At 46.1% G+C, this 16,026-nt stretch carries 12 protein-coding genes; 5 read left to right on the plus strand and 7 right to left on the minus strand.

Annotated elements, in window-relative coordinates; translation table 11 throughout:
* The first annotated feature begins 149 nt into the window (after positions 1-149).
* From putB to putR, 4 genes are all read left to right on the plus strand, one after another.
* On the plus strand, positions 150-1,061 hold the full coding sequence (gene putB, locus NST79_RS01900) for a proline dehydrogenase PutB (RefSeq protein WP_003246421.1): 912 nt from the start codon (positions 150-152) through the stop codon (positions 1,059-1,061).
* A gap of 16 nt (positions 1,062-1,077) precedes the next feature.
* Positions 1,078-2,625 carry an L-glutamate gamma-semialdehyde dehydrogenase gene (pruA, locus tag NST79_RS01905; protein ID WP_003234655.1) on the plus strand — a complete coding sequence of 516 codons (1,548 nt, stop codon included), beginning with the start codon at positions 1,078-1,080 and terminating at the stop codon, positions 2,623-2,625.
* Between the two features lie 123 nt (positions 2,626-2,748).
* A complete protein-coding gene (gene putP / locus NST79_RS01910; protein ID WP_010886399.1) occupies positions 2,749-4,170 on the plus strand; it encodes a sodium/proline symporter PutP in 1,422 nt (473 codons plus the stop codon).
* Between the two features lie 151 nt (positions 4,171-4,321).
* Positions 4,322-5,557 (plus strand): proline utilization transcriptional regulator PutR, encoded by a 1,236-nt coding sequence (putR, locus tag NST79_RS01915; protein ID WP_003234651.1) that lies wholly within the window; start codon positions 4,322-4,324, stop codon positions 5,555-5,557.
* A gap of 36 nt (positions 5,558-5,593) precedes the next feature.
* Here the strand turns inward: putR and NST79_RS01920 are convergent, their stop codons facing one another.
* The 3 genes from NST79_RS01920 to NST79_RS01930 all read right to left on the minus strand — a co-directional run bounded on the left by NST79_RS01920 (position 5,594) and on the right by NST79_RS01930 (position 8,288).
* Complete coding sequence (locus NST79_RS01920; protein WP_212060613.1) at positions 5,594-6,445, minus strand: TIGR03943 family protein; 852 nt, start codon at positions 6,443-6,445, stop codon at positions 5,594-5,596.
* 4 nt (positions 6,446-6,449) lie between these two features.
* Positions 6,450-7,334 (minus strand): permease, encoded by an 885-nt coding sequence (locus tag NST79_RS01925; RefSeq protein WP_010886400.1) that lies wholly within the window; start codon positions 7,332-7,334, stop codon positions 6,450-6,452.
* A 99-nt stretch (positions 7,335-7,433) separates the two neighbouring features.
* The gene (locus NST79_RS01930; RefSeq protein ID WP_212060615.1) at positions 7,434-8,288 is read right to left on the minus strand and encodes an alpha/beta hydrolase; all 855 of its coding nucleotides are present in this window, start codon (positions 8,286-8,288) and stop codon (positions 7,434-7,436) included.
* 159 nt (positions 8,289-8,447) lie between these two features.
* On the opposite strand from NST79_RS01930, the gene ffoR reads away from it, so the two are divergent.
* Positions 8,448-9,458 carry a ferredoxin--NADP(+) reductase gene (gene ffoR / locus NST79_RS01935; protein WP_069322353.1) on the plus strand — a complete coding sequence of 337 codons (1,011 nt, stop codon included), beginning with the start codon at positions 8,448-8,450 and terminating at the stop codon, positions 9,456-9,458.
* 31 nt (positions 9,459-9,489) lie between these two features.
* Here the strand turns inward: ffoR and cobA are convergent, their stop codons facing one another.
* The 4 genes from cobA to nasC all read right to left on the minus strand — a co-directional run bounded on the left by cobA (position 9,490) and on the right by nasC (position 16,024).
* Complete coding sequence (gene cobA / locus NST79_RS01940; protein ID WP_080479505.1) at positions 9,490-10,941, minus strand: uroporphyrinogen-III C-methyltransferase; 1,452 nt, start codon at positions 10,939-10,941, stop codon at positions 9,490-9,492.
* A 60-nt stretch (positions 10,942-11,001) separates the two neighbouring features.
* The gene (gene nirD, locus NST79_RS01945; RefSeq protein ID WP_014475751.1) at positions 11,002-11,322 is read right to left on the minus strand and encodes a nitrite reductase small subunit NirD; all 321 of its coding nucleotides are present in this window, start codon (positions 11,320-11,322) and stop codon (positions 11,002-11,004) included.
* Positions 11,323-11,353: 31 nt separating this feature from the next.
* A complete protein-coding gene (nasD, locus tag NST79_RS01950; protein WP_181216772.1) occupies positions 11,354-13,771 on the minus strand; it encodes an NADPH-nitrite reductase in 2,418 nt (805 codons plus the stop codon).
* 120 nt (positions 13,772-13,891) lie between these two features.
* Positions 13,892-16,024 (minus strand): assimilatory nitrate reductase catalytic subunit, encoded by a 2,133-nt coding sequence (gene nasC, locus NST79_RS01955; protein ID WP_032677547.1) that lies wholly within the window; start codon positions 16,022-16,024, stop codon positions 13,892-13,894.
* Positions 16,025-16,026 lie beyond the last annotated feature (2 nt).

Below are 16,026 nucleotides of genomic sequence, written 5' to 3' on the forward strand. Positions count from 1 at the left end.
CCCCCCCGACTTTCTAACTATCTGATTGTGGCAAACCCACAAAAATAATCAGAATCTTTGTATTTTGAGAATATTGTGAACGTCGGTTTTGTCCATTTACAATAAACTCATACAAATACTTCTTAGATTGCGGGGTGTTGAGGTTGGAAGTGATCACAAGAGATTTTTTCTTATTTTTATCCAAAAGCGGCTTTCTCAATAAAATGGCAAGAAACTGGGGAAGCCGGGTAGCAGCGGGTAAAATTATCGGCGGGAATGACTTTAACAGTTCAATCCCGACCATTCGACAGCTTAACAGCCAAGGCTTGTCAGTTACTGTCGATCATTTAGGCGAGTTTGTGAACAGCGCCGAGGTCGCACGGGAGCGTACGGAAGAGTGCATTCAAACCATTGCGACCATCGCGGATCAGGAGCTGAACTCACACGTTTCTTTAAAAATGACGTCTTTAGGTTTGGATATAGATATGGATTTGGTGTATGAAAATATGACAAAAATCCTTCAGACGGCCGAGAAACATAAAATCATGGTCACCATTGACATGGAGGACGAAGTCAGATGCCAGAAAACGCTTGATATTTTCAAAGATTTCAGAAAGAAATACGAGCATGTGAGCACAGTGCTGCAAGCCTATCTGTACCGGACGGAAAAAGACATTGACGATTTGGATTCTTTAAACCCGTTCCTTCGCCTTGTAAAAGGAGCTTATAAAGAATCAGAAAAAGTAGCTTTCCCTGAGAAAAGCGATGTCGATGAAAATTACAAAAAAATCATCCGAAAGCAGCTCTTAAACGGTCACTATACAGCGATTGCCACACATGACGACAAAATGATCGACTTTACAAAGCAGCTTGCCAAGGAACATGGCATTGCCAATGACAAGTTTGAATTTCAGATGCTGTACGGCATGCGGTCGCAAACCCAGCTCAGCCTCGTAAAAGAAGGTTATAACATGAGAGTCTACCTGCCATACGGCGAGGATTGGTACGGCTATTTTATGAGACGCCTTGCAGAACGTCCGTCAAACATTGCATTTGCTTTCAAAGGAATGACAAAGAAGTAAAAAAGGAGAGATTATCATGACAACACCTTACAAACACGAGCCATTCACAAATTTCCAAGATCAAAACAACGTGGAAGCGTTTAAAAAAGCGCTTGCGACAGTAAGCGAATATTTAGGAAAAGACTATCCGCTTGTCATTAACGGCGAGAGAGTGGAAACGGAAGCGAAAATCGTTTCAATCAACCCGGCTGATAAAGAAGAAGTCGTCGGCCGAGTGTCAAAAGCGTCTCAAGAGCACGCTGAGCAAGCGATTCAAGCGGCTGCAAAAGCATTTGAAGAGTGGAGATATACGTCTCCTGAAGAGAGAGCGGCTGTCCTGTTCCGCGCTGCTGCCAAAGTCCGCAGAAGAAAACATGAATTCTCAGCTTTGCTTGTGAAAGAAGCAGGAAAGCCTTGGAACGAGGCGGATGCCGATACGGCTGAAGCGATTGACTTCATGGAGTATTATGCACGCCAAATGATCGAACTGGCAAAAGGCAAACCGGTCAACAGCCGTGAAGGCGAGAAAAACCAATATGTATACACGCCGACTGGAGTGACAGTCGTTATCCCGCCTTGGAACTTCTTGTTTGCGATCATGGCAGGCACAACAGTGGCGCCGATCGTTACTGGAAACACAGTGGTTCTGAAACCTGCGAGTGCTACACCTGTTATTGCAGCAAAATTTGTTGAGGTGCTTGAAGAGTCCGGATTGCCAAAAGGCGTAGTCAACTTTGTTCCGGGAAGCGGAGCGGAAGTAGGCGACTATCTTGTTGACCATCCGAAAACAAGCCTTATCACATTTACGGGATCAAGAGAAGTTGGTACGAGAATTTTCGAACGCGCTGCGAAAGTACAGCCGGGCCAGCAGCATTTAAAGCGTGTCATCGCTGAAATGGGCGGGAAAGATACGGTTGTTGTTGATGAGGATGCGGACATTGAATTAGCGGCTCAATCGATCTTTACTTCAGCATTCGGCTTTGCGGGACAAAAATGCTCTGCAGGTTCACGTGCAGTAGTTCATGAAAAAGTGTATGATCAAGTATTAGAGCGTGTTATTGAAATTACGGAATCAAAAGTAACAGCTAAACCTGACAGTGCAGATGTTTATATGGGACCTGTCATTGACCAAGGTTCTTATGATAAAATTATGAGCTATATTGAGATCGGAAAACAGGAAGGGCGTTTAGTAAGCGGCGGTACCGGTGATGATTCGAAAGGATACTTCATCAAACCGACGATCTTCGCTGACCTTGATCCGAAAGCAAGACTCATGCAGGAAGAAATTTTCGGACCTGTCGTTGCATTTTGTAAAGTGTCAGACTTTGATGAAGCTTTAGAAGTAGCAAACAATACTGAATATGGTTTGACAGGCGCGGTTATCACAAACAACCGCAAGCACATCGAGCGTGCGAAACAGGAATTCCATGTCGGAAACCTATACTTCAACCGCAACTGTACAGGTGCTATCGTCGGCTACCATCCGTTTGGCGGCTTCAAAATGTCGGGAACGGATTCAAAAGCAGGCGGACCGGATTACTTGGCTCTGCATATGCAAGCAAAAACAATCAGTGAAATGTTCTAAGCGGGACTAAATGGGCATCCTCCCTGCGGGGGTGTCCATTTCATCCATATACTATAAAAAAGAGGAGGAAGTGCCATAGAAAACACACAGCTGATTATTTCGATTTGTATTTATATGGCGGGAATGCTGCTAATCGGCTACTTTGCTTACAAGCGTACGTCGAATCTGACGGATTACATGCTGGGAGGACGCTCTTTGGGTCCGGCAGTAACTGCTCTCAGTGCCGGCGCTGCCGATATGAGCGGCTGGCTGCTAATGGGGCTTCCGGGCGCCATGTTTTCTACTGGTCTGAGCGGCGCTTGGATCGTCATCGGACTTTGCCTTGGAGCGTGGGCGAACTGGCTTTACGTCGCACCGCGGCTGAGAACCTATACTGAAAAAGCGGGGAATTCCATTACAATTCCCGGATTCCTGGAAAATCGCTTCGGAGATCAAACAAAGCTTCTCAGACTGTTTTCAGGAATTGTCATTTTAGTCTTTTTCACGTTTTATGTATCGTCCGGAATGGTGTCCGGCGGCGTCTTATTCAACAGCATCTTGGGGATGGATTATCACACCGGCCTGTGGATTGTGACGGGTGTTGTTGTGGCATATACCCTGTTTGGCGGCTTTTTGGCAGTCAGCTGGACAGATTTTGTTCAGGGGATCATTATGTTTGCCGCACTCATTCTTGTGCCGATCGTTACGTTTTTCCACACGGGAGGAGCAGGTGATACAGTTGCTGAAATCCGCTCTGTAGATCCTGATATGTTTAATATTTTCAAAGGAACGAGCGTCCTTGGCATTATTTCTTTGTTTGCCTGGGGGCTGGGATACTTTGGCCAGCCGCATATTATTGTGCGTTTTATGGCGATCACGTCTGTCAAAGAGATCAAAAGAGCGCGCAGAATCGGGATGGGCTGGATGATTTTGTCTGCAGTAGGCGCAGTGCTGACCGGTTTGGGCGGAATCGCTTATTACCATCAGCGGGGCATGACACTGAAGGACCCTGAGACGATTTTTATTCAGTTAGGGAATATCTTGTTCCATCCGATTATCACGGGTTTTCTGATTTCAGCGATTTTGGCCGCGATTATGAGTACAATTTCTTCCCAGCTGCTTGTGACATCAAGCTCTCTGGTAGAAGATTTGTATAAGTCGATGTTCAGACGCTCAGCTTCAGATAAAGAACTGGTGTTTTTAGGCCGTCTGGCTGTTCTGGCTGTTTCAATTGTCGCGTTGGTTCTGGCTTGGGAGAAAAATAACACCATCCTTGGATTGGTCAGCTACGCGTGGGCGGGCTTCGGTGCATCATTCGGGCCGGTTGTACTGCTCAGTCTGTTTTGGAAACGAATGACCAAATGGGGGGCACTCGCCGGCATGATTGTGGGAGCAGCGACTGTAATCATTTGGGCGAATGCCGGTCTTTCGGACTTTCTGTATGAAATGATACCTGGTTTTGCTGCGAGTCTATTATCCGTCTTTTTTGTCAGCATATTGACGCAGGCTCCGTCACAAGCTGTCACAGACCAGTTCAACGACTACCAAGATACAATGTCACAATAAAGATCGAAAGGAGGAGGAAGGGGCTGTCCCTTTTTCCTCTTTTCTCCTTTTAAACGGCCATTTTTTTCTTTTGGAAACAAACGTATTTTTTTCTATACAAAAAGACCCCGTATGGATATGATTAAAGTAAAAAAGTATAGGAGAAAAAGGTATGGAAGAGCTTTTAGAGAGAGTTTTTTCATTTTCAGATGTTGATAAGCTGATTGATTTTATTAGCTATGAACTGCAAAAGCCAGTGATACTGGAAAGCGCGGATTTCTTTTTATTAGCCTATAATTCTTACTATATTAACCATTTTGATTCTGCCAACCAGCAGACTATTTTTTCGAAAAAGTGTCCGGTCCAGATTTTTGAGAGGTTTCTGAAGGACGGTATTATTGAAAAATTAAAAACAGAGCCTGAGCCGTTTCGCGTCAATAAAATTGAAAGCATTGGGTTAAACCAGAGGGTGGTCGTGAGTGCAAAGCACAAAGGGGAAGTCATGGGCTACATCTGGATTCAGGAGCTGGACCAAAATCTGACGGATGAAGAGCTCGACTTTTTGTACGAGACCTCCTTCCATGTCGGGAAAATCATTTATAAAACGAATAAATTGAAACAGGAAAAGGAAGAAAAAGCAGAGGATCTCATCAAACGGGCGATCTATCAGCAATTTACCTCTGAGAAGGAACTCAGACGGGAAGCTGAAAGGATCAACACCGTGCTGCCTTCCATGTTTTCAGTTGTTATCCTGCACGCCGCAAATGGGGATGGGGAAGCGGTAGAGGATTTAAAGGAAAATATCAGGTCGTACTTGAATTTACGGGATAAGGTCAGTCATGTCTTAACGATCGAATCAAATATTGTCATCGTCGTAGCGAGTTTTTCCCAAAAAAGCTCCGTCTCCTCAGCAGCTTCTGAGTTTATTAACAAGCTGTTAACACATTTTCACTTTCAAAAAATACCTACCCCTATTTATATCGGTATCGGAAACGAATATAATCACCTATTAAAACTTGGCAAGAGCTACACAGAAGCACTTGAAGTCATCAAAGCCGCAGAAATCACCGGCAATCAGGAAAACATTCCATATGAATATGCCAAACTCGGCATTTACCGCTATTTAGAAAGCATCGAACAGAAAAATGAATTTTTAGAATACGAGAATAAAGATTTAGCTTTATTAAAAGCAAAAGACGAAGAAAGCAGCACTGAGCTGCTCAAAACCTTGGAAATCTATCTCCTCAACAACTGCAAAACAAAACCAGCGGCAGAACAGCTGTTTATTCACCAAAATACATTGAATTACCGCATCAAACAGATTACTGAGATGACATCGATCGATTTAAGCGATTTCAGAACACGGTGCCAGCTCTATCTCGATTTGATGCTGATGAAAAAGAAATAAAAAAGAAACCAGTACTTGTACTGGTTTCGTCTTCACTTAAAATCCTCTGTAAACATACGGATCATCAGGTTTTTTAATGGTATTCCAGTCAGTTACTTTGACGACAGGGAGAGTTGACTTGAATGGCTGGTAATACTCTGAGGCCAGAGTGCCCTTAATGTGAATCCATTCATCATCCTTGATGTCCATGTCCTTCGGAAATTCCACAAGCATCCCGTACACGCCGGAATCAGCGATACAGTGAATGATGCCAAACCTTAATACGAAAAACTGATTTTTGTTAATTGCGTTTCCTTTGTAAGCAAACCCATGAAATTCTATCGTCCGTCCGAGAAATTCACCCGGATAGTTATAGATGGTTTCCATTCCTTTTAGGAAATCGTCATCGGTCAGAGAAATCTCTTTTTTGCTGGAATACTTATTAAACAGCTGTTTCATTTGTTTGTCATAGCTGTCTTGCGCGTAATAAAGGCTGGCATCAGGCCGCAAATACTGTGTTTGGGAGTAGTGATCTCCGCTCTCCATCGCCTTAAACGAGAACCTTTTGACTATGGATGAGTCAAGCGTTGCAATCGGGAAGAAGATGCCTGACACCAAAGGAAAAAGAAAAACAACATAAATCAAATAACGCTGATAAAATGGCTTGTTTTGTTCATGGTCATGCTCGTGATCATGGCCGCACCCGCAATCATGGTCATGGTGATGTCCGCTTTTTTCAGGCGACTTGATAAATAGATATGCTTGGACGGCGGTCAGAATGGCCAGCAGGAAGATCGCAATAAAGGATAGATAGGCATATTTCATATTGATATATTTTGTTAGATTTCCTGAGGCATGCAGATGATAAAAGAAAAACGTAAATCCCATCAGCACCAATAAACGAAACATCCAATCACCCCTTTACCAGTAGTGATCCCGCTAAAACAATCACGACAATGTATGTAATCAGCAGGAAAACAAATCGTTTTTTGAAGGCCGCAAGCATCATCAATAGATTCTTAATATCCACCATTGCGCCAAAGACGAGAAAGGCGATTAACGATCCTAATGAAAATGTGCTGCTGAAGGAAGACGCGATGAACGCATCAACTTCTGAACAAAGCGACAGGACAAACGCCAGGCCCATCATCACGAGGGAAGAGGATACATCATTCTGCCCGATCGCAAGCAGAGTGGATGTTTTGACATACGTCTGCATAGCGGCTGCGATAAAGGCGCCGATGATTAAATATTTCCCCACGGAGAAAAATTCATCAATGGCATGCCGCAAGGTCCCGCCCAGTTTTTGGAGCAAGGTGCCGTGATGATGATGGTGGTGCCCGGGTTCATCAGGCTTTAAAAGCTGGTTATCCTTAAATTGATAGGATAAGATGACCCCGATGATCAGCGAAACGGCGAGAGCCAGTCCGCCTCTGTAAAAGACAACGCTCCATCTATTCCCGAACGCAATATAAGTAGAAAATAAAACGATAGGATTAATGATAGGCGCGGTCAGCATGAAAGCAACGCCCGCATGCAGAGGAACTCCCTTTAACAGAAGCCGCCTCGTAATCGGGATGATGCCGCATTCGCATGCGGGAAATAAAACGCCGGCCAGCGCACCGAATAAAACGGCGAGAAAACGGTTTTTCGGCATGATTCTTGCAATCATTTCTTCAGAAACAAACATTTGAATGATTCCGGAAAGTATGACGCCAATCAGAATAAACGGAATGGCTTCTATTAAAATGCTGATAAAAATAGAATTCAGCTGAAGAAAAGATGATTGTGCTGTCACAATAAAACCTCCGCTCATGTTAAGCTGCCTTTCTTATGATACCAGAAAAAAAGGCACTGCTTGTTTGACGGAGGAAGGGAAAGGATCGTTTCACTTTGGTTAGGATTCCAAAAAGCCGAATAGGATACTGTCTGTTTCTGCAGCTTCTTTTCCGAGCCAAATCAGGTGTCCCCATGAGTGAAGCAAACAGAGAACAGCGCCACGAATGTGCTCTTTTGCATGATGTGCATGTGACAAGTCAACCAATCCATCATAAACACTTTGCATAATCAGCACGGGACATATGATGGCTTGCAGGTCTTTTAAAGAGACAGCGGCGGTTTGTGACAAGTCAATCAGAAATCCTTCACCCGAGCGCTGCCGGCTGTTCATTTTCCGAAATGCTTCTATGTCTTTTTCATTCATCAAGGACTTGATTCGCTGAAACGGAAGCGTGCTGAATTGGGGGCTCATAGATCGAAACATCAAACGCGGGAAAGCGTTATTCAAAGAAGAAATCAGCTTCCATATCCACTTTTCCACCGGCGGGCGGAAGAGAATTCTCCCCAATTTATATTCAGTGTCTTTTGGGGTGAGCCACTCTTTGGTGACCGCGGATTGCAGAGTCAATGTATTTACTCTTTCTGGATAATGTGAGGCAAAGCATATGCCGCTCGGCCCTCCTGCTGAGATGGCGATCACATGGACACTGTCGATTTGTAAATGATCTAATAATTTCACATAGAAACGGCAGGCGTTGGCAAGACTTTTTCCAATTTCTTTTGACGTTCGTCCATAGCCGGGCCTTGAAGGCGTAATGATGGAATACCCTTGTTCAATCAACGCTGTGTATCCGAATTCCTCGTAACAATTTGAATGCCCGCCATGCATGACAAGGATGGGGGCACCCTTTCCAGCCACTGAATATTCTAGTGTATGTCCTTCGAAGGTGATCGTTTCGACTCGTCTTTTCATCTGTTACTCCCATTTGTTTTTTGCCTATTATAGGGTTTTCAGCAATTGATCACAAGGTGAAGAAATGAATAAACAAAGGCCCTTGAATATGATATACTTTGTATTGATATTCATTCTCAATTAAAATTTTGATATAGATGTGAACGGGAGGCAGGACGGATGGCTGAGAATCAAGAGGTATATGACGTTACGATTATAGGCGGGGGGCCGATTGGGCTGTTTACTGCTTTTTACTGCGGGATGCGGGAGCTGAAAACAAAGGTAATCGAATTTTTGCCGAAGCTCGGAGGGAAGGTGTCTTTATTCTTTCCTGAGAAAATCATTCGCGATATCGGCGGCATACCGGGGATTGCGGGAAAGCAGCTGATCGAGCAGCTGAAGGAGCAGGCGGCAACGTTTGATCCTGATATCGTATTGAATCAGCGTGTGACCGGGTTTGAACGCCTGAATGACGGCACCATTGTACTGACGGGTTCTGAAGGGGAAAAGCACTATACAAGAACTGTGATTTTGGCTTGCGGCATGGGTACACTTGAGGTCAATGAGTTTGACAGCGAGGATGCGGCCCGATATGCGGGCAAAAATCTTCATTACGGAGTGGAGAAGCTCGATGCGTTTAAAGATAAGCGCGTGGTGATATCAGGCGGCGGAGATACTGCCGTCGATTGGGCCAATGAGCTGGAACCGATTGCGGCGTCTGTGACTGTCGTTCATCGCCGCGAGGAATTCGGCGGAATGGAAAGCAGCGTGACGAAAATGAAGCAATCATCGGTGCGGGTGCTTACGCCTTATCGGCTGGAGCAGTTGAACGGAGATGAAGAGGGCATCAAAAGCGTGACCGTTTGTCATACTGAGTCTAGCCAGAGGGAAGACATAGAAATTGATGAGCTGATCATTAATCATGGGTTCAAAATTGATCTCGGGCCGATGATGGAGTGGGGGCTGGAGATTGAAGAAGGCAGGGTGAAAGCTGACAGACATATGCGAACGAATCTTCCGGGCGTGTTTGTGGCGGGCGACGCGGCTTTTTATGAAAGCAAGCTGAGATTAATTGCCGGCGGCTTTACCGAAGGCCCGACAGCAGTCAACAGCGCTAAGGCTTATTTGGATCCTAAGGCTGAGAATATGGCGATGTATTCAACCCATCATAAAAAATTGGTACATAAATAAAACAGCCCTTGGGGGAAAGGGCTGTTTGCCATCAGCTGTGAAGGAGTTTTTTTTCCGCTTGTTGATTTTGGATGAAAGCAAATAATTCATCCTGTTCTTGTACGGCTGTGAATCCATAAGCTTCGGCAGCTGAGTCATCACCTATACAGACGATAGGAGGCCGGCTTGCTGATGGATCCGTCGAAATGCCAATTTGTTCGCCACCATTGATCAATTGCTGAACGGACAGCTTGTTCGGGCAAATGACCATGTGCAGCGGGGATTCACTGATGGTACGCTGAATCATGTGGGTGAACCGGTCATCTATGACGTTTTCATGAGTGATATAAAACGAACAGGATTCATGCTTTTGCATGAATTCCACTGCATGGCGGCTCCCAACAACCAGAGTTTTTTCTGAATTAGGCTGAATGGCGGTGACAAGAAAGCCCCGTTTCTCAAGCTCTGTCTTTGCTTGCTCAGATGCTGCACTCAGTTTGGCTGTCAGCTGGCGGATGTCGATTTTCTGAGAAGCCAGTGCTCTGAAAAATTCACAAACTGCCCGGCGCGATGTGAAAAAAACGTCTTCAAAGGTGCCAATTTTTCGAAGAATGTCTTCATTGACAGGCATGTTTTCGGTCCGCCATTTCGGCCACTCGATGACATCGGCGCCGGAATCGCGCAGCTTGTCTGCAAGCGGGTCTTCATCTTCGCCATGAGTCACAACCATCAAATGCCGTCCGATGAGCGGTTTGCTTTCAAACCAGCTGTGTGTTTGAAAGTTGACGATGTCTCCGATGACGATAATCGCAGGGTTTGTAATCTGGTGTTCCTGCACTTTTTGCTGAATGTTCTCAAGTGTTCCTTTCACACTCCGCTGGCGGCCCCACGTTCCCCATTGGATGACAATGACAGGGACAGAAGGCGATTTCCCGTATGAAATAAGCTGCTGGCAAATATAAGACAAGTTCTTGACACCCATGTAAAAAACAAGGGTTTGAACGCTTCGGGCAAGCCCTTCCCAGTCAAGGTTCGGCGTGCCTTTTAATGATTTATCATGCGCTGTAATCATGGCAAAAGACGATGCAAAATCCCGATGCGTGACGGGGATGCCCGCATATAGCGGCGCTGCAATTCCAGAGGTGATTCCCGGCACCATTTCATAGCGAATGCCGTGCTCATGAAGAGCATCTGCTTCCTCGCCGACTCTGCCGAATACGCTCGGATCTCCGCCCTTCAAGCGAACGACGGTTAACCCATTTAATGCTTTTTCAACCAGCAGGGCGTTAATTTCTTTTTGTTTCATAAAATGGCGGTTTGGCAGTTTTCCGCAATAAATAAACTGGCAGTCCGGTGATGCAAATTCGAGCAGCTTCGGGTTGGCGAGCCGGTCATATAAAATCACATCTGCTTCCTCGAGCGCCTGTTTTCCTTTGATGGTGAGCAGGCCTGGGTCGCCGGGTCCGGCTCCCACGAAATATACGATTCCGTTCTTCATGATCATGTCATCCTTCCGTCACTGTAAAAAATGAAGGACCACTAGAAAAGTGATCCGGTCTTTTGATCAATATACGAGATAAACATGTTCTCCTTCGATCAGCGTTTCATATGTTTTGACACATCCGTGGTCAGGTTCTTGGACGATTCCGTCTTCTAAGGAAATTTTCCAGTCATGCATCGGGCAGAAAACATATTCACCGCTGACGATGCCTTCTGCCAGGACGCCGCCCTTATGCGGACAGCGGTTTTCGATGGCGCGGATGCTTCCGTCTGAAAGCTTGAAAACCGCGAGCTCCTTATCTTCAATATACACTGTTTTGCCTAATTGTTCAGGCAATTCTTCAATTTTTCCGATACATACTTTTGTTACGTCTTTGTTTACCATGTCCATTCCTCCTCAATGATTGTTTTTGTCATTATGATGTGGTCACGACATTTTCAAATAATTCTTTAGAGGTTTGTTTATCCTCTAAAAAGTCTTTCCACGGATCCTTGTGGACAGAGAGTGTTTCATTCATTCGGCCGTTCAGCTCCTGCCGCTTTTCCGGATCGTTTAACACGGATTGGACATGGGATAAACCGACGCGCTCAAGCCATGCGGACGTACGCTCCAGATAGTTTGCGGTTTCCCTGTAATATTGCAGGTAAGCGCCTGCGTATTCTAAGACTTCTTCATTTGTTTTCACCTTCATCAGCAAATCGCCGGCACGCAAATGGGTTCCGCCGTTTCCGCCGACATAAAGCTCCCAGCCTCCGTCGATGCCGACAACGCCAAGGTCCTTAATGCCGGATTCCGCACAGTTTCGCGGGCAGGCAGACACGGCCATTTTGACTTTGTGAGGCGTGTTCAGCCCTTCGAATTTTTTCTCAAGCGCAATGCCCAGTGCCATGGAGTCTTGTGTGCCGAAGCGGCAGAATTGCTCGCCTACACATGTTTTCACTGTGCGGAGCGTTTTTCCGTACGCGTAGCCCGATGGCATATCAAGATCTTCCCATACCTTCGGAAGGTCTTCTTTTTTCACGCCGATAAGATCAATTCGCTGGCCGCCTGTCATTTTCACGAGCGGGATCTCATATTTGTCAACGACATCGGCGATCTTGCGCAAATCTGTGGAGTTGGTCACGCCGCCGTACATCCGAGGAACGACTGAGTATGTTCCGTCTTTTTGAATATTGGCGTGCATTCGTTCATTAACAAAGCGGGATGTCCGGTCATCCTCGTATTTGGTTGGATTGATCATGCCTAAGTAGTAGTTCAGAGCGGGCCGGCATTTAGAACAGCCTTCTGGCGTTTTCCAGCCGAGCACATTCATGACTTCTCTTGTATGTGACAGCCCTTTGGCTTTGATTTCTTCTACGACTTCATCTCTCGACAATGTGGTGCAGCCGCAAATGGCTTCTTTTTGCGCTGACGCATCAAAGTCTGATCCGAGCGTATGCTGGAGGATTTCTTCTACGAGCGGCTTACAGCCTCCGCATGAGCGGGATGCGCCGGTGCATGCTTTGATTTCGTCCGTTGACGAGCAGCCCTTTTCCTGTATGGCTTGAATAATCGCACCTTTTGACACGCCGTTACAGCCGCAGATGATTTCATCGTCGCTCATCGCTGCGGTTATGCTTGTGCCTGCTTCCTGGCTGAGGGGCTGTAAGATTGATATTTTAGAGGTTTCAGAGATATCGGCTTCTTTTTGAATCATAGAAAACAGGCGATTGCCTTCGCTGCTGTCGCCGAATAAAACAGCACCGACAATTTGATTGCCTCTCAGGACGATTTTTTTATAGATGCCGTCCTGCTCATCGAAGACTTTAATCGCTTTTTTCTCCTCTGATTCGTTAAAGTCACCGGCAGAGAAGACCTCGACGCCTGATACCTTTAACTGTGTGGAGAGAACGGAGCCCTCATACGGTTTTGTTTCGATGCCGCACATATGCTTTGCCAGCACTTTTGCCTGTTCATACAGCGGCGCCACAAGCCCGTAGGCGATTCCTCGGTGCTCGGCACATTCGCCGACCGCGTAAATGTGCGGGATTTCAGTCTGCATATAATCGTTGACGATGATGCCGCGGTTAACCGGAATGCCGCTCTCGGCCCCGAGCGTTGTATTTGGGCGGATGCCGACAGCCATGACGACTAAATCAGCTTCAATGCTTGTGCCATCCTTGAATCGGAGGCCTTCGACACGGTCGTCACCGACAATTTCTTCTGTTTGCTTTTCAAGTAAAAAGGTCATACCTTGTTTTTCTAACTCGTTTTGCAGCAGGCGTCCTGCCGTTGCATCAAGCTGGCGCTCCATCAGGAATGGGGCAAGGTGGATGACGGACACATCCATGCCAAGATTCAGCAGTCCGCGAGCTGCTTCCAAACCAAGAAGTCCTCCGCCGATGACGGCAGCTTTTTTATATTGTTTTGACGCGGCGAGCATTGTGTCTGTATCTTTTATGTCCCGGAAAGCTGTGACGCCTTTTTTGTCTGCGCCCGGAATCGGAAGGATAAAAGGGACCGAGCCTGTCGCCAGGATCAATTCATCGTAAGGCTGGATTCTGTCTGCATCTGTGATGACTGTTTTGTTTTCCGTGTCCACTTTGATGACTGTTTCATTTGTATACAATTGAATGTTGTTTTCTTCGTACCAGTCCCAATCGTTTAACGTAATATCTTTAATATCTGTATCGCCTTGAAGCACTTTTGACAAAAGGATTCGGTTGTAATTGGGATGCGGTTCGGCACCGAAAATTGTGATCTGAAACTCGTCTTTAGCAATACTCAGTATCTCTTCAATGGCCCTTACCCCGGCCATTCCATTACCAACAAGAACTAGCTGTTTTTTTCCCATCAGATGATCCGCTCCTTATCAATGTTTTTTCCAGCGTAGCACAGCAAAAAGGAATATTTAAGATACATGTTATAAAATGTAACAAAATATACGAAAAGTTCTAAAAATTTTATGAAAAATTTAAATAGGTCTGATTCGGACGGCGCATACCTTAAAACCGGGCATTTTACAGACTGGATCTAAGGCTTCTCCGATTAAATCATTCACATTTTGAGCGTCTGCCCAATGGATGGGAACAAAAACAGTATCTTTTCTGATTTGTTCTGATAATTTGCTGCGGACGGTGATGCTTCCCCGCGGCGATTCTATTTTTACCAGTACACGGTCCTCGATATTGTAGGTCGCTGCTGTTTGCGGATGGATTTCCATAAACGATTCAAAATGTCTCGCGGCAAGGGCGGCGCTTTTTCTTGTTTGGACGCCTGTTAAGTAGTGAGACATGACTCTGCCTGTCGTTAAATAAAGCGGATAATCGGCTGTTGGCTTCTCTTTTGGAACAGATGGTTCGTTTGGAATCACACTTAATGCCGCTTTTTGATCCGGATGAGCAAATGATTCTGTAAACAAGCGCCCAGTTCCGGGATGATCAGATTCCGGACACGGCCAATGAATGCCGCCTTCACGTCTGAGCCTGTCGTATGAGATGCCTGAATAATCGGCAATCCCGCCTCGGCTCGCTTCTCTCAATTCATTAAAAATATCCTCCGCTGACGTATAAGAAAAGTAGCGGCCCTTGCCGAGAGCGGATGCGAGATCACAAATGATCTGCCAATCATGCTTTGCTTCGCCGGGACATGGCCGGCTTGCTTCTCTTAATGTCACGCGGCCTTCGACATTTGTCATGGTGCCCTCATCTTCTAAGTAAGAGGAGGCGGGCAAAATCACATCTGCGTATGTCGCAGTTTCAGAAATAAACAAATCGATTGCGACAAAGAATGTCAGTTTTCTTAAAGCCTTTTTCACGAGATTTGCATTTGGACTGGAAACAGCAGGGTTGGAGCACATGAGGAACAATCCTTTGATGTCGCCGTCATTGATTTTTTCCATCATTTCATAGGCTGAGACACCTTTTCGCGGGAGTTCATCCTGATGGATTCCCCACACTTTCGCAATATGCGCCCGGTGTTCTTCGTTTTCGATAGAACGGTAGCCTGGAAGCTGATCGGCTTTTTGGCCATGCTCTCTGGCGCCTTGCCCGTTGCCTTGTCCGGTGATCGCCCCGTAGCCCGAGTAAGGTTTGCCGATTTTTCCTGTGATCAGCACCATGTTTAAGAAGCCTTTCACAGCCGCTGTTCCATCGGTTTGCTGTTCAATCCCGCGGGCTGTAAACAGCATGCCGGACGTTTCCTTGGCAAACTTTACAGCAGCTTTTCTTATATCCGCCAGCGGGACACTCGTCTGTTCGGCGATGTCGTTCAGGTCCAACGAGTCAGTATGCTGCTTCAGCTCTTCGAATCCATTTGTTCGTGATTGAATGAAATCCTCGTTTATAAGCTGTTCGTCGATGATGATTTTGACGAGACCGTTGGCAAGAGCGGCGTCTGTGCCGGGTTTGATTTTCAAATGAAGATCGGCGATTTTCGTTGTCGCTGTTTCACGCGGATCAATGGCAATGATGTAAGCTCCGTTTTCTTTCGCTTTTTCAAAATACGGCATAATCGTGGGCTGGCATTCCGCGATATTGGTGCCGGCCAGAATGATCACACGGGTGTGGGGAATGTCTGATAAGGGATTCGTTAAGCCTCTGTCTGCGCCGAATGTTTGGTTGGCTGCGGTTGCTGCGGCGGACATACAAAGCCTCCCGTTATAGTCGATGTATTTTGTCTGTAAGCCCACCCGTGCGAATTTCCCTAACAAATACGCCTCTTCATTTGTAATCGAGGCGCTTCCGTATACCGCCATGGCGTCATGGCCGTGTTCTGCTTGGATCATTGTCACTTGGTCTTTAATGTAATTCAGTGCTTCTTCCCAGGAAACAGGCATAAACTCGCCGTTTTTCTTCAGCAGCGGCCGGGTGATGCGGGAGGAGTTCAGGGCATGCTGGTGGGCGTTCATGCCCTTCATGCATAGCCGACCTTGTGTTGTAGGATTATCAATCGCGATCGCAGTGTACTTTTTACGCGTGACGATGGTTTGTTCCACGAGCTGCATTTTGCACTGCATACTGCAAAACGGGCATTGAGTGTCATATGTTTTTTCTGATTGGACGTCTTGCTGTTTATCACGGAAATATCTAAGCAGTCGTTCAGTCAAAA

Origin of the sequence: Bacillus sp. PS196 (genome assembly GCF_037963555.1) — a bacterium.
GTDB lineage: Bacteria > Bacillota > Bacilli > Bacillales > Bacillaceae > Bacillus > Bacillus subtilis.